The organism is Achromobacter sp. T5-5, from assembly GCF_055397965.1.
In genome coordinates, this window is the sequence record NZ_AP027919.1 from 5,302,957 (window position 1) to 5,316,149 (window position 13,193).

Consider the following 13,193-nt stretch of genomic DNA (forward strand, 5'->3'; position numbering starts at 1 on the left):
CCGTAACACCCATGTCCCAAGCAGAACCCATCACCCGCATCCACCACGTCCTGGCGCAGCAGGCGCGCCGGCAGCCCGACGCCATCTGCCTTTACGAGGAAGGCGGCGGCACGCTCACCTACGGCCAGTTATGGCAGCGGGCGCAGGACACGGCGGACTGGCTGCGCGCGCAAGGCGTGCAGGCCGGCCACCGCGTGATGATGGTGGGCGAGAACTGCACGGCCATGATCGCCGCGCTGTTCGGCTGCGGCGTGGCGGGCGCGTGGCCGGTGGGCGTGAACGCTCGCCTGTCGGCCCGCGAGATCGACAACATCCGCCAGCACGCGCAACCCGAGCTGGCGCTGTACACCAGCGGCGTGTCGCCGGCCGCCGCCACCCATGCCGCGGACGCCAGCGCCATCGAGGCGGACGCGGCCGCGTGGGGCCCCGGCGTGCAGTTCTGGCGCGCGGCCGCGCCCACGCAGCCGGAAACCGGCGAACTGGCCGGCGAAGTCGCCACCGTGATCTACACGTCCGGCACCACGGGCGCGCCGAAAGGCGTGATGGTGCCGCATCGGGGACTGGTGCATTTCGCGCGGGTGTCGGCCGCCTCGCGCCGCCTGACGCCCCAGGATATCGGCTACGCGGCGCTGCCCATGTCGCACATCTTCGGCATCGCGACCGTGTTGATGGCCACGCTGCACGCGGGCGCCAGCCTGGTGCTGCGCAGCCGCTTCGATCCGGACGACGTGTTCAAGTCGCTGGCGCATCCCGGCGTCAGCATCCTGCAGGGTGTGCCGACGATGTTCAGCCGCCTGATGGCGGCGGCGCCGCCCCGCGCGGAACTGCGCGCGCCCGCCCTGCGCTACCTCTACACCGGCGGCGCGGCGCTCGATCCGACCCAGAAGCGCGACGCCGAACGCTATTTCGGCGTGCCGATGCACCACGGCTACGGGATCACGGAGTATGCGGGGTCGATGTTCATCACCGATATCGATGCGCCGCGCGACGACTGCTCGGCGGGCCATGCGGTGGACGGCGTCGAGCTGCGCATCGGCAGCCCGGACGCGGCCACCGTCCCCGGCGAACGCGGCGACATCCTGATCCGCGGTCCCGGCGTGATGCTGGGCTACTACCGCAATCCGGAACAGACCGCGCTGGCGCTGCTGCCGGGCGGCTGGCTCAACACGGGCGACATCGGCTACGTGGACGACAGCGGCGCGCTTTTCATATCGGGCCGCTCCAAGGACCTGATCATCCGCTCGGGCTTCAACGTCTACCCGATCGAGGTCGAGTCGGTCATCAACGCCTTTCCCGGCGTGCGCCTGTCCGCCGTGGTGGGCCGCGACACCGCCGACCACAACGAAGAAGTCATCGCCTTCGTCGAGGCCCTGCCCGGCGCGACGGTCGACACCCACCTGCTGATGCTGCACCTGCGCGCCCAGCTTGCGCCGTACAAGCGGCCGGCGCAAATCATTCCCATCGAGACGATTCCCACCACCGTCAGCGGCAAGATCCTGAAGCAGCCGCTGAAAGAAAGGCTGGCGTAGGCGCGGACAGGTGTTCCGCTCCACGACCCGCCCCCATGCACAAGGAGACAAGAGCGTGAACCTCAAGACCCTCATCGCCACGGCCGCCGCCGTGGCCGCCCTCGCCGGCGCCAGCGCCGTGCAGGCGCAGACCTATCCCGACCGCCCCATCCGCCTGCTCGTGGGCTACGCGCCCGGCGGGCCGGTGGACACGACGGCGCGCGTCTTCGCCAAGTACCTGGGCGACAAGCTGGGACAGTCCGTGGTGGTGGAGAACCGGGCCGGCGCGAGCGGCATGATCGCCTCGGACGCGACCGCCAAGGCCACGCCGGACGGCTACCTGCTGGGCTTTGCCGCCAGCCCGACGCTGACCATGTCGCCACAGGTCCAGCGCAGCACGCTGTTTGATCCGCGCAAGGATTTTTCGCTGATCGGGCTGGTTGTGGATTACGCGAATGTGCTGCTGATCGGCCCGCAGATTCCGGCGAAGAACGTGGGTGAACTGGTGGACTACGCCCGCGCGCATCCGGACGCGGTGTCGTTCGGGTCGGCCGGGATCGGGGCGTCAAATCACCTGTCGGCCGAGCTGCTCAAGAAGCAGACCCAGTCGCCGATGCTGCACGTTCCCTATCGCGGCAATTCGCCCGCCATGATGGATGTGGTGAGCGGCAAGGTGACGTTCATGTTCGACATCACCAGCACGGCCATCCCGTTCATCAAGAGCGGCAAGGCGCGCGCGCTGGCGGTGACGTCCAGGACGCGCAATCCTGAATTGCCGGACGTGCCGACCATGATGGAAGCGGGCATGAAGGACTACGAGGTGGTCGGCTGGTACGCGCTGGTCGGCCCCAAGAAGCTGCCCGACGCCGTGACGGCGCGCCTGACGCGCGCGCTGGCCGAGGTGTCCAAGGATCCCGCGTTCCGCCAGGCGATGACCGAGGGCGGCTACACGATCAACACGGGCGATTCCACCGCCTTGCAGGCCCGCATCGACCGCGAGTACGCACTGTGGTCCGATGTCATCCAGACCGCCAATATCCAGGCCAACTGACCTACTCCGGAGCATCACGATGAATTCCCCGACCGCATTGCGAGACCAGATCCGCCTGCCTGTGATCGGCGCCCCCATGTTCCTGGTCTCGGGGCCGCAACTGGTGGTGGCGCAGTGCGCGGCGGGCATCATCGGCACGTTTCCGTCGCTGAACGCCAGGCCCCAGGAGCAGTTGCACGAGTGGATCACGCGCATCGAGGACGGCCTTGCTGACGCGCGGCGCGAGGCCCCGTCGGCGACAGTAGCGCCCTACGGCGTGAACCTGATCATCCACCCCAGCAACCCGCGCTGGCAGGGCGACCTGGCCATCTGCGCCGAACGCCGGGTGCCGCTGCTGATCACGTCGCTGCACGCGCCGGAGGCCGTGGTGAAGGCGGCGCACGCCTATGGCGGCCTTGTCTATCACGACGTCACGAACGTGCGCCATGCGAAGCGGGCGCTGGAAGCCGGCGCCGATGGGTTGATCCTGGTGGCGGCCGGCGCGGGCGGCCATGCGGGGCAGATCAATCCGATCGCGCTGGTGAATGAAATCCGTGCGTTCTACGACGGGCAGTTGGCGTTGTCAGGCTGCATCAGCCACGGCAAGGACATTCTGGCGGCTCAGATCCTTGGGTGCGATTTTGCATACATGGGCACGCGGTTCATTGCGACGCAGGAGTCGCTGGCGGGGGACGACTACCGCGAAATGGTGCTGGCCGCGCAGGCTGCGGATGTGACCTATACACCCTATTTTTCCGGCGTGCCGGCGAACTATCTGTCGGCGAGCATCCGGTCCGCGGGGCTGGACCCTGTGGCGCTGGCGGCCAACGGCGTTGCGCCGCCCCCGAACATGGACAAGAACTCGCGGCCGAAGGCCTGGAAGGATGTGTGGAGCGCTGGGCAGGGCGTCGGCGCGGCGCAGGAGATCCTGGCTGTGGGGGAGTTGGTGGAGCAGTTGGCGCAGGAGTACCGGGGGGCTCGGGAGGCGATGCTGCGGGGGGCTGTTCATGGCTGATGGTGGGCTGAGGGCTGAGGCCTGGGACCTGGGGCGGGTGAGTTGGGTTCTTTAGACGCCCGGCGCGGCGTGGGCCTGGGGCGGGCGGGGCTCCGGTTGCGGTCCGGAGCCTTCGCTCCGGACTGCCCCGTGCTCATCCTCGTTGCCGCCTCCGGCGGCTGCCTTCGGATTCCGCCGGGCGCACCTAAACGCCCCGCCCACCCCAGGCCCACGCCACACCGGGCTCGGGTGGTTTCAGCTTTGCGGGCGCTGGGACGAGGTGGGTTCTTTAGGTTCTTGCCTGCGCTGGTTGGGTGTTGGAACGTCTTGCGGGGCCCGCCCCCGGCCGGCCGCGCGGGCGGCCTTTGGGGGCTTACGCGAGGGCTTGCGTCGTTGCTTTGACGCTGCGCGCTCGCGGGGGCGTCTCTAGGTGTCTCCAGGTGTCTGACACCGGTAAACTGCGCGGTCATGCGGCGCGGCGCCAGTCGGCGGCCGGGGGTGCGCATCATCTGGAGAGCATTGCATCATGATTCGTCATCTGATCTTTTCAGCGTCTCTGGCGATTGCCGGCAGCGCGGCGGCCGCGCCGTCGTTCAATTGCGCCAAGGCCGCGACGCCGGTTGAAAAGTCCATCTGCGGCAATTCGGTGCTGGCGAACCAGGACGCGGCGATCGCGCAGCAATACAAGGCCGTGCGCGGTGCGCTGGATGCGGAGGCGGCCAAGGCGCTGAATGCCGATCAAAAGTACTTTCTTAGCGTGCGCGACAATGCCTACGCGGAGCCCTACTCGCAATCCACGCCGTTCAAGGCGCTCAGCGACACTATGCGTTACCGGCTGGAATTCCTGAAGGCCATCAATCCGAAGCCGGCCGCTGGCTTTGTGGGCAAGTGGAAGAACATCGAAGGCGAAATCGAGATCACGCAGAACGCGCATGGCGAGTTGCTGGTGGCCGCCAATTCGGCGCAGCCGTACAACGGGCGCTGGGTCTGCGATTTGAGCGGCAAGGCGGTCGAGTCCGGGGACACGCTGACGGTGACCTATCAGGACGGTGCGCCGTGGACGCTGACGCTGACGCGTCGCGGCGCGGTGCTGGTGGCTCGTGAAACGCCGCCGGCTGGCGTGAAGGAAGAGGGCTTTGGTCCGCCCTTCTGCGGGATGAACGGCAGCTTTTATGGCGACTGGTTCGCCGTGCGCTGACTGCCGCCCCCTTCCCTGTCGACGCCCCCGTGGCCTGAGCCGCGATCACCCACGCAGTCCGGTCACTCCAGCTTGATGTTCGCGGTCTTGATCAGATCGCGCCACTTCACGATCTCGTCCCGCACGAACGCCCCGAACTGCTCCGGCGTGCCGGGCTTGGGCTCCGCGCCCGCCGCGATCATCGCCTTGGCCGTGCCCGCGTCCGACAAGACCTTGACCATGTCGGCGTTGATGCGTTTGACGATGTCGGGCGGCGTGCCTTTCGGGGCCATCACGCCGCTCCAGGAATAGGCCTCGTAGCCGGGCAGGCCCGATTCGGCGATGGTCGGGATGTCGGGCACCATGCTGGATCGCGTGGGGTTGCCGACGCCCAGCGCGCGGATCTTGCCGCCTTTCAGGTGGGGCACCGCCGACGGGCCGTCGGCGAACATGACCTGGACCTGGCCGCCCAGGAGGTCCTGCATGGCCGGTGCGCTGCCCCGATAGGGCACGTGCTGGATGCGCACGCCTGCCATGGCGTTGAAGAGTTCGCCGGCCAGGTGCGTGCCGCCGCCGGTGCCGGATGAACTGAAAGAGAGCTTGCCGGGGTTCTGCTTGGCGTAGGCGATCAGTTCGCTGACCGAGTTGACCGGCAGCGATGCATTGACGACGAGGATGATGGGAAACACCGCCGCCATGCCGACCGGCACGAAGTCGGTGGTGATGTCGTAGCTGAGGTTGGCGCGCAAGCTGGGCAGTACGGCGTGGTGGATGGACGCGAAAAAGAAGTTGTAGCCGTCGGGTTCGGCCTTGGCGGCGAACTGGGCGCCGACGATGCCGCCCGCGCCGGATTTGTTGTCGACGACCGTGGGCACGGACCACATCTGGCCCAGGGGCTGCGTCGTGAATCGCGCGGTGGTGTCGACCGGGCCGCCTGCGGGAAAGGGGACGATGAAGGTCACGGCGTGGCCCGGCCAGGTGGCGGCGCGGGCCCAGGAAGGAAGCATGGCGGCGCCGCATGCGGCGCCCAGCCCCGCGAGGACGCGGCGGCGGTCTTGATTGGTCACGGCAGTCTCCTGAGTCTTGTTCTGGTCGCGGTCGGGCATCGCGCACTGCCGCCCGCCGCTGTTTTTTATTATTTGCCGAATGCAGGAAACCGCCGCTACATATTTGCAAAAGCCCCTCTTTCGCGCGGCCTGAAGGTTCGCTCACCGGACACGGCAAGCGCTGCGCCACGCCGCTACGGCCCACTGCCTACGGCATCTGGACGAGGACGCCGGCCCAACCCGCTGCGCCCTGACGCCCGGCAAGGCCGGCAGTTTTCGTTATTGTCCGCGCGCCGCGCGTTGCACGTGGCCGATGAAGCATTCAGCGAAGCTGGGCAGGTCGCGGCCGCGCTGGCGGCACAGCAGGCGGTCGCGCAAGGCCCAGGGATCGTCGAGCTTGAGCACGTGCAGGGCGTCGGGTCGGCTGTAGCGCGCGGCGCAGGCGCGCGGCACGACGGCGATGCCGGCCCCGGCCTCGACCATGCGGCACACGGCCTCGAAGCTGCCCACGTGCACGCGCTGGCAGAGGCGCTTGCCCAGGCCGCTGGCGATGTCTTCCAGGAAGGTCTGGATGGCGCTGTCGGGATGGATGCCGACGAATTGATAGGCATCCACCAGGTCCGCGAAATGCGCGGTCTCCTGGGCGGCCAGCGGATGGTCCAGCGCGGTCACCACGGTGAGTTCGTCGCGGAACAACGGCGTGACGTCCAGGCCTTCGACGTCGATGTTGCCGGCCACGAGGCCCAGGTCCCCCGCCCCCGCGCGAATCGCGATGACGATGTCGCCGGAGATCTTTTCTTCCAGCTCGACGTCGACGTCCGGGTTTTCGGACAGGAACGTCGACAGCGCATCGGCCAGGAAGGAGTTGGTGGCGGTGGTGTTTGCCAGCAGTCTGAGCCGGCCTTTCAGGCCGCTCGCATAGGGCTGCAGGTCGGCGTTCAGGCATTCGAGCTGCCGGAAGACGGCGTTGGCGTGCTTGAGCAGCACCTCGCCGGCCGGCGTCAGCGCGACACCGGTGGCCATGCGCACCAGCAACCGGGCCTTGAACGCCTCTTCCATGTGCTTGACGCGCGCGCTCGCGGCCGGCAGGGACAGAAACGTGCGCTCCGCCGCACGGGTCAGATTGAGTGTTTCTCCCACGTTCAAGAACAAACGCAGGTCAGTCAGATCATGTCTCATGTTCCACCACGCAGAAGGGGGGCATTTCTAATTTTGAATTCTTCGAATGCCGTGTCGAATCTACCATGAGGCATGCCCATGAACCAGACGGGTTGATGCGGAACTGTTTTCCACACACGGCGTGCGCGCCGCAGCACAGGAGTCAGATGCAATGAGCGGCTTGGTATCCGGAAAAGTGGTGATCGTGACGGGCGCGGGCGGCGGCATCGGCCGCAGCGTCGCGCTGGCAATGGCGCAGGCGGGCGCCAAGGTCGTGGTGAACGACATCGGCGTGTCCCTCACGGGCGAAGGCGGCGCGGACGGTCCCGCGCAGGCCGTGGTCAAAGAGATCGCCGAAGCGGGCGGCGTCGCGGTGGCCAATACCGACAGCGTGGCCGCGTACGACAGCGCCAGCCGCGTGGTGCAGACCGCCATCGACGCCTTCGGCCGCATCGACGCGGTGATCAACAACGCGGGCAACCTGCGCGACCGCGTTTTCCACAAGATGAGCGAAGAAGAATGGCGCCAGGTGATCGACGTGCACCTGAACGGCTCGTTCTACATGAGCCGCGCGGCGGCGCCCTACTTTCGCGAGCAGGAGTCCGGCGCGTTCGTGCACATGACGTCCACGTCGGGGCTCATCGGCAACTTCGGCCAGGCCAATTACGCGGCCGCCAAGCTGGGCATCGTGGCGCTGTCCAAGTCCATCGCGCTGGACATGGCGCGCTACAACGTGCGGTCAAACTGCATCGCACCCTTTGCCTGGAGCCGCATGACCAGCTCCATCCCCGCAGAAACAGACGAAGAGAAGGCGCGCGTCGAAAAGCTCAAGAAGATGGAGGCCGGCAAGGTGGCGCCCATGGCGGTGTTCCTGGCCAGCGACGCGGCCAGCGAAGTCACGGCGCAGATCTTCGCCGTGCGCGCCAACGAGATCATGCTGATGAGCCAGCCGCGCCCGCTGCGCACCGTGCACCACGCCGAAGGCTGGACGCCGGAGCGCATCGCCGAGATCGCGGCGCCCGCCATGCGCAAGCACTTCTACGCGTTGGAGCGTTCGCCCGACGTGATCGACTGGGATCCCATCTGAGGCCGCCACATGCCGTTGGACTATGCAACCGTGAAGGACTGGCGTTTCGACGACGTGCGCCAGCGCTACGACCAGAAGGACACGATGCTGTATGCGCTGGGCATCGGCCTGGGGCAGGACCCGGAAGACACGGGCCAGCTTCGATACGTCTACGAAAAAGACCTGCGCGCGTTTCCGACGATGAGCGTGATCCTGGGCTATCCGGGCTTCTGGGTCAGCGACCCGCGCTCCACCGTCGACTGGGTGAAGGTGGTGCACGGCGAACAGCGGCTGACGCTGCATGCGCCGCTGCCCGTGGCGGGCGTGGTCGTTGGCCGCACGCGCAACACGCATGTCATCGACAAGGGCGCGGACAAGGGCGCCATCATCGTCAGCGAACGCACGCTGCACGATGAAGACGGCGCGTGCCTGGCCACGCTTCGCAGCAGCACGTTCTGCCGCGGCGATGGCGGCTTCGGCGATGGCGACGCCAGCCCCGAGCCCCTGCCCGCCGCCCCCGATGGCGATCCCGAACTGCGCTGCGAACTGCGCATCCCGCCCAGCGCGGCGCTGCTGTATCGCCTGAACGCCGACCGCAACCCGCTGCACGCCGATCCGGACGTCGCGCGCCAGGCCGGCTATCCGCGTCCCATCCTGCATGGCCTGTGCTCGTACGGCGTCGCCGCGCACGCGCTCGTCAAGACGTTCTGCGACTACGACGCGACGCGGCTCACCAGTTTGAACACGCGCTTCTCGGCGCCCGTGTACCCCGGCGAAACGCTGCAATGCGACATGTGGCGCATGCCGGATGGCCAGATCCGCTTCATCGCCCGCGCCAAGGAGCGCGGCGTGGTGGTCATGAGCCACGGCACCGCGACGGTGCAATCATGAGCCGCCCGCCTCCGCTCGATGGCATCCGCGTGCTGGACCTGTCGCGCATCCTGGCCGGTCCGTGGTGCACGCAGAACCTGGCCGACCTGGGCGCGGACGTCATCAAGATCGAACGGCCGCGCGTGGGCGACGACACGCGCGCCTGGGGACCGCCCTACCTGAAGGACGGCAACGGCCAGGACACCAATGAATCGGCCTACTACCTCAGCGCCAACCGCAACAAGCGCTCGGTCGAGGCCGACATGGCCACGCCGGAAGGCGCGGCGCTGATCCGCGAGCTGGCCGCGGTCAGCGACATCCTGGTCGAGAACTTCAAGGTAGGCGGCCTGGCCAAGTACGGCCTGGACTACCAGAGCCTGAAAGCGGTCAATCCGCGCCTCATTTATTGCTCGGTCACCGGCTTCGGCCAGGACGGGCCGTTCGCGCAGCGCCCCGGCTACGACTTCATGATCCAGGGCATGGGCGGGCTGATGAGCATCACGGGCGAACGCGACGACCTGCCTGGCGGCGGACCGCAGAAGGCGGGCGTGGCCGTCACCGACATCGTCACCGGCATGTACGCCACCGTGGCGGTGCTGGCGGCCCTGCAGGAGCGCCATCGCAGCGGGCAGGGCCAGCACCTGGACATCGCGCTCCTGGACAGCCACGTGGCGCTGCTGGCCAACCAGAACTCCAACTATTTCAATTCGGGCGTCGCGCCCACGCGCGCCGGCAATGCGCACCAGAACGTGGTGCCCTACCAGGTATTCGCCGCCAGCGACGGCCACCTGATCGTGGCCACGGGCAACGAATCGCAATATCGCGCCTACTGCCGCGCCATCGGCGTGCCGGAACTGGGCGACGATCCGCGCTTTGCCACCAACCGGCTGCGCGTCACCAACCGCGTCGAACTGATCGGCATCCTGACGGCGATCATGCGCGAAGGCCGCCGCGACGACTGGATCGCCAAGCTGGAGGCCGTGGGCGTGCCCTGCGGACCGATCAACGACATCGCCCAGGCGTTCGCGCACCCGCAGGCGCAGGCGCGGCAGTTGCGGCGCGACATGCCGCATCCGGCCGGCGGCGTGGCGCCGGTGACGGCCAGCCCGTTGCGGTTTTCGGATTCGCCCGTGGTGTACCGGCGCGCGCCGCCGCTGCTGGGCGAGCACACCGAGGAAGTGCTGCGCGACGTGCTGGGCAAAACCGCGCTGGCGATTGCGGCGTTCAAGGGCAGCGCATAGGCGTAACGGTGCGTGAAAGCCCGATCACGCCTTTGCGGCGACGGGAAGCCGAAACGGGGCGCCCAGCCGATTGAACGCATTCATGGCCGCGATCGTGATCGTGAGGTCGACCAGGTCTTTGGGCTCGAACGCGGCCGAGGCGGCGGCATAGGCCTCGTCCGAGGCATGGGTTTCGCTCACCCGCGTCACCTCCTCCGCCCAGGCAAGCGCCGCACGTTCCTGGTCGGAGAACAGGTGAGGCACCTCGTCCCATACCGGCAGCAGCGTGATCTTGTCGACCGACATGGTTTTCCGGAGGTCGCGGCTGTGCAGGTCGATGCAGTGCGCGCAGCCATTGATCTGCGAGACGCGGAGAAAAACGAGATGCACCAGCTCCGCCGGCAGGTTCGTTCGTGTCGTGACGTAGTGGTAGACGCCAAAGAGGGCCTTCGCGCCTTCAGGTGCGATCTCTTGCCAGTTCATGCGGGTCATTTCAGTCCTTTGCGTTCGTCGAAAGTGAACACCGCCACCTTACCTGCCGGCGACCTGGCGAAACAGGTCCAAGAATCGGCGTATTGACTGAGCCAAGATCCGCGCGGAATGCCCAAAAAATTGGCCGCTGTCTCCAGCGGCCAATTCATCTGTACTTAGGACTTAGGCAACGGCAACCGGGATCTTCCCGATCTTCGCCTGCCACTCCTTGGGTCCGGTCGTGTGGACCGACGTGCCCTGGGCGTCGACCGCCACGGTCACCGGCATGTCCTTCACGTCGAACTCATAGATGGCTTCCATGCCCAGGTCGGCAAAGCCCAGCACCTTGGCGCCGCGGATCGCCTTGGACACCAGGTAGGCCGCGCCGCCCACAGCCATCAGGTAGGCCGAGCCGTGCTTCTTGATGGCGTCGATGGCGACCGGGCCGCGCTCGGACTTGCCGATCATCGCGATCAGGCCGGTCTTGTCCAGCATCATGTCGGTGAACTTGTCCATGCGGGTGGCGGTGGTGGGACCGGCGGGGCCGACCACTTCGTCGCGCACCGGATCGACCGGGCCCACGTAGTAGATGACGCGATTGGTGAAGTCCACGGGCAGTTGCTCGCCCTTGGCCAGCATGTCCTGGATGCGCTTGTGCGCGGCGTCGCGGCCGGTGAGCATCTTGCCCGACAGCAGCAGGGTCTGGCCCGGCTTCCAGCTGGCGACTTCTTCGCGGGTCAGGGTGTTCAGGTCGACCTGCTTGGACTTGTTGTAGTCCGGCGCCCAGTGCACTTCCGGCCATTCGGACAGCGACGGCGGGTCCAGGCGCGCGGGGCCCGAGCCGTCCAGCTCGAAATGCGCATGGCGGGTGGCCGCGCAGTTCGGGATCATGGCGACGGGCTTGGATGCCGCGTGCGTGGGGAACGTGTTGATCTTGACGTCCAGCACGGTCGTCAGGCCGCCCAGGCCCTGCGCGCCGATGCCCAGCGCGTTGACCTTTTCGTACAGTTCAATGCGCAGCTCTTCCAGCTTGTTCTGCGGGCCGCGGGCCAGCAGTTCGTACATGTCGATGTCTTCCATCAGCGACTGCTTGGCCATCAGCATGGCCTTTTCAGCCGTGCCGCCGACGCCGATGCCCAGCATGCCGGGCGGGCACCAGCCGGCGCCCATCGACGGAACGGTCTTGAGCACCCAGTCCACCAGCGAATCGCTGGGGTTCAGCATGGCGAACTTGGTCTTGTTTTCGGAGCCGCCGCCCTTCGAGGCGATCTGCACGTCGACCTTGTCGCCCTGGACAAGTTCGACGTGCAGGATACAGGGCGTGTTGTCGCGCGTGTTCTTGCGCGCGAACAGCGGGTCGTCCAGCACCGAGGCGCGCAGCGGATTGTCCGGGTTCAGGTAGCCGCGGCGCACGCCTTCGTCGCACAGTTCCTGCAGGGTGCGCTTGGTGTCGAAGCGCACGCTCATGCCGATCTTCAGGAAGACGTTGACGATGCCGGTGTCCTGGCACAGCGGGCGCTTGCCCTCGGCGCACATGCGCGAGTTGGTCAGGATCTGCGCCATCGCATCGCGCGCGGCCGGGCTTTCCTCTCGCTCGTAGGCGCGCGCCAGGTGGCGGATGTAATCGACGGGGTGGTAATAGCTGATGAACTGGATCCCGTCGGCGATCGACTGGATGAAGTCTTCTTCTTTAATGATGACGGACATGGCGATTTGCAGGTCTGGAGGGAAAACGTGAAAGCGCGGCGGGCGTTGGCTGCCCGCCGCGCGAGGTAAACGCTATTTTTGCCGTGGCCCCGCCTGAAGGCAAATGGGGTTGCCGGGGACAGGCTCGGGCGCTGCGGCGTGGCGCTTCGAATTCAATTCACTTGCCTTGCCACACGGGCTTGCGCTTTTCGGCAAAGGCGGTGGCGCCTTCCTTGGCGTCGGCCGACGTGAAAATGTGCGCGATGAGCGGACGCTGGCGGTCGAACATGCCTTCCTGGTCCCAGTCGCCCGCCTGCGCGACGATGCTCTTGGCGGTCTGGACGGCCAGCGGGCCGTTCTCGACGATGGCGCGGGCCAGTTCCAGCGCGCCGGCCAGGGCGCCGCCCGGCTCGGTCAGGCGGTTGACCAGGCCGAAGGCGTGGGCGCGCTCGGCGCTCAGCATTTCGCCGGTCAGGATGACTTCCATGGCGATGTGGTACGGCAGGCGGCGCGGCAGGCGCAGCAGGCCGCCGGCGCCGGCCACCAGGCCGCGCTTGACTTCGGGCAGGCCGAACTTGGCGTTGCTGGCGGCCACGATCAGGTCGGAGGCCAGGGCCATTTCGCAGCCGCCGGCCAGGGCATAGCCTTCAACCGCCGCGATCAGCGGCTTCTTGGGGGGACGCTCGTTCAGGCCGGCGAAGCCGCGGCCATCCACGTAGGGGCGCTGGCCCGACGCGGCGAACGCCTTCAGGTCCATGCCCGACGAGAACGTGCCGCCGCCCCCGGTCAGGATGCCGATGCGCACATCGTCACGGCTGTCCAGCTGGTCCAGCGCGGCGGCCATGGCCACGGCGGTTTCCAGGTTGATGGCGTTCTTGGCCTCGGGACGGTTGATCGTGATGATCTGGATGCCGTCGGTGACTTCCACCGTGATCAGGTCGGACATGGGACTGCTCCTTTTTCGCGA

Annotated in this window: 12 protein-coding genes; 7 read left to right on the plus strand and 5 right to left on the minus strand. The window is 67.3% G+C overall.

Going from position 1 to position 13,193, the window contains the following annotated elements; genetic code table 11:
- Window positions 1–11 precede the first annotated feature (11 nt).
- From ACZ50Q_RS24070 to ACZ50Q_RS24085, 4 genes are all read left to right on the plus strand, one after another.
- The gene (locus ACZ50Q_RS24070; protein ID WP_464079756.1) at window positions 12–1,529 is read left to right on the plus strand and encodes a class I adenylate-forming enzyme family protein; all 1,518 of its coding nucleotides are present in this window, start codon (window positions 12–14) and stop codon (window positions 1,527–1,529) included.
- A gap of 55 nt (window positions 1,530–1,584) precedes the next feature.
- Window positions 1,585–2,559, plus strand: a complete 975-nt coding sequence (locus ACZ50Q_RS24075) for a Bug family tripartite tricarboxylate transporter substrate binding protein (protein ID WP_464079757.1) — start codon at window positions 1,585–1,587, stop codon at window positions 2,557–2,559.
- Between the two features lie 19 nt (window positions 2,560–2,578).
- Window positions 2,579–3,553 carry an NAD(P)H-dependent flavin oxidoreductase gene (locus tag ACZ50Q_RS24080; protein WP_464079758.1) on the plus strand — a complete coding sequence of 325 codons (975 nt, stop codon included), beginning with the start codon at window positions 2,579–2,581 and terminating at the stop codon, window positions 3,551–3,553.
- A 505-nt stretch (window positions 3,554–4,058) separates the two neighbouring features.
- Window positions 4,059–4,730 (plus strand): lysozyme inhibitor LprI family protein, encoded by a 672-nt coding sequence (locus ACZ50Q_RS24085; protein ID WP_092581154.1) that lies wholly within the window; start codon window positions 4,059–4,061, stop codon window positions 4,728–4,730.
- Between the two features lie 62 nt (window positions 4,731–4,792).
- On the opposite strand, the gene ACZ50Q_RS24090 is transcribed toward ACZ50Q_RS24085, so the two are convergent.
- The gene (locus ACZ50Q_RS24090) at window positions 4,793–5,815 is read right to left on the minus strand and encodes a Bug family tripartite tricarboxylate transporter substrate binding protein (RefSeq protein ID WP_464079759.1); all 1,023 of its coding nucleotides are present in this window, start codon (window positions 5,813–5,815) and stop codon (window positions 4,793–4,795) included.
- Between the two features lie 219 nt (window positions 5,816–6,034).
- A complete protein-coding gene (locus tag ACZ50Q_RS24095; protein ID WP_092581155.1) occupies window positions 6,035–6,934 on the minus strand; it encodes a LysR family transcriptional regulator in 900 nt (299 codons plus the stop codon).
- Window positions 6,935–7,085: 151 nt separating this feature from the next.
- On the opposite strand from ACZ50Q_RS24095, the gene ACZ50Q_RS24100 reads away from it, so the two are divergent.
- Genes ACZ50Q_RS24100 through ACZ50Q_RS24110 form a run of 3 tightly spaced genes read left to right on the plus strand, consistent with a single transcriptional unit; the run spans window position 7,086 to window position 10,090 of the window.
- Entirely contained in the window at window positions 7,086–8,000 is a 915-nt protein-coding gene (locus ACZ50Q_RS24100) for an SDR family NAD(P)-dependent oxidoreductase (protein ID WP_092581156.1), read from the plus strand.
- A 9-nt stretch (window positions 8,001–8,009) separates the two neighbouring features.
- Window positions 8,010–8,870, plus strand: a complete 861-nt coding sequence (locus ACZ50Q_RS24105) for a MaoC/PaaZ C-terminal domain-containing protein (protein ID WP_464079760.1) — start codon at window positions 8,010–8,012, stop codon at window positions 8,868–8,870.
- Window positions 8,867–10,090: a CaiB/BaiF CoA transferase family protein gene (locus tag ACZ50Q_RS24110; protein ID WP_464079761.1), complete on the plus strand. Its 1,224-nt coding sequence runs from the start codon at window positions 8,867–8,869 to the stop codon at window positions 10,088–10,090. Before ACZ50Q_RS24105 ends, ACZ50Q_RS24110 begins: the two co-directional genes overlap by 4 nt.
- Before the next feature lie 24 nt (window positions 10,091–10,114).
- Here the strand turns inward: ACZ50Q_RS24110 and ACZ50Q_RS24115 are convergent, their stop codons facing one another.
- The 3 genes from ACZ50Q_RS24115 to ACZ50Q_RS24125 all read right to left on the minus strand — a co-directional run bounded on the left by ACZ50Q_RS24115 (window position 10,115) and on the right by ACZ50Q_RS24125 (window position 13,172).
- Window positions 10,115–10,561: a carboxymuconolactone decarboxylase family protein gene (locus ACZ50Q_RS24115; RefSeq protein WP_464079762.1), complete on the minus strand. Its 447-nt coding sequence runs from the start codon at window positions 10,559–10,561 to the stop codon at window positions 10,115–10,117.
- A gap of 162 nt (window positions 10,562–10,723) precedes the next feature.
- Window positions 10,724–12,247, minus strand: coding sequence for a fumarate hydratase (locus ACZ50Q_RS24120; RefSeq protein ID WP_076518952.1), 1,524 nt, complete (start codon window positions 12,245–12,247; stop codon window positions 10,724–10,726).
- Window positions 12,248–12,404: 157 nt separating this feature from the next.
- Window positions 12,405–13,172 (minus strand): crotonase/enoyl-CoA hydratase family protein, encoded by a 768-nt coding sequence (locus ACZ50Q_RS24125; RefSeq protein WP_076518951.1) that lies wholly within the window; start codon window positions 13,170–13,172, stop codon window positions 12,405–12,407.
- Window positions 13,173–13,193: the final 21 nt, after the last annotated feature.

Bases quoted from the DNA above. Each gene is read 5' to 3' on its own strand.
- ACZ50Q_RS24105 (WP_464079760.1), top strand. From the start codon at position 8,010: ATGCCGTTGGACTATGCAACCGTGAAGGACTGGCGTTTCGACGACGTG.
- ACZ50Q_RS24115 (WP_464079762.1), bottom strand. From the start codon at position 10,561: ATGACCCGCATGAACTGGCAAGAGATCGCACCTGAAGGCGCGAAGGCC.
- ACZ50Q_RS24120 (WP_076518952.1), bottom strand. From the start codon at position 12,247: ATGTCCGTCATCATTAAAGAAGAAGACTTCATCCAGTCGATCGCCGAC.
- ACZ50Q_RS24070 (WP_464079756.1), top strand. From the start codon at position 12: ATGTCCCAAGCAGAACCCATCACCCGCATCCACCACGTCCTGGCGCAG.
- ACZ50Q_RS24090 (WP_464079759.1), bottom strand. From the start codon at position 5,815: ATGCCCGACCGCGACCAGAACAAGACTCAGGAGACTGCCGTGACCAAT.
- ACZ50Q_RS24085 (WP_092581154.1), top strand. From the start codon at position 4,059: ATGATTCGTCATCTGATCTTTTCAGCGTCTCTGGCGATTGCCGGCAGC.
- ACZ50Q_RS24100 (WP_092581156.1), top strand. From the start codon at position 7,086: ATGAGCGGCTTGGTATCCGGAAAAGTGGTGATCGTGACGGGCGCGGGC.
- ACZ50Q_RS24080 (WP_464079758.1), top strand. From the start codon at position 2,579: ATGAATTCCCCGACCGCATTGCGAGACCAGATCCGCCTGCCTGTGATC.
- ACZ50Q_RS24095 (WP_092581155.1), bottom strand. From the start codon at position 6,934: ATGAGACATGATCTGACTGACCTGCGTTTGTTCTTGAACGTGGGAGAA.
- ACZ50Q_RS24110 (WP_464079761.1), top strand. From the start codon at position 8,867: ATGAGCCGCCCGCCTCCGCTCGATGGCATCCGCGTGCTGGACCTGTCG.
- ACZ50Q_RS24125 (WP_076518951.1), bottom strand. From the start codon at position 13,172: ATGTCCGACCTGATCACGGTGGAAGTCACCGACGGCATCCAGATCATC.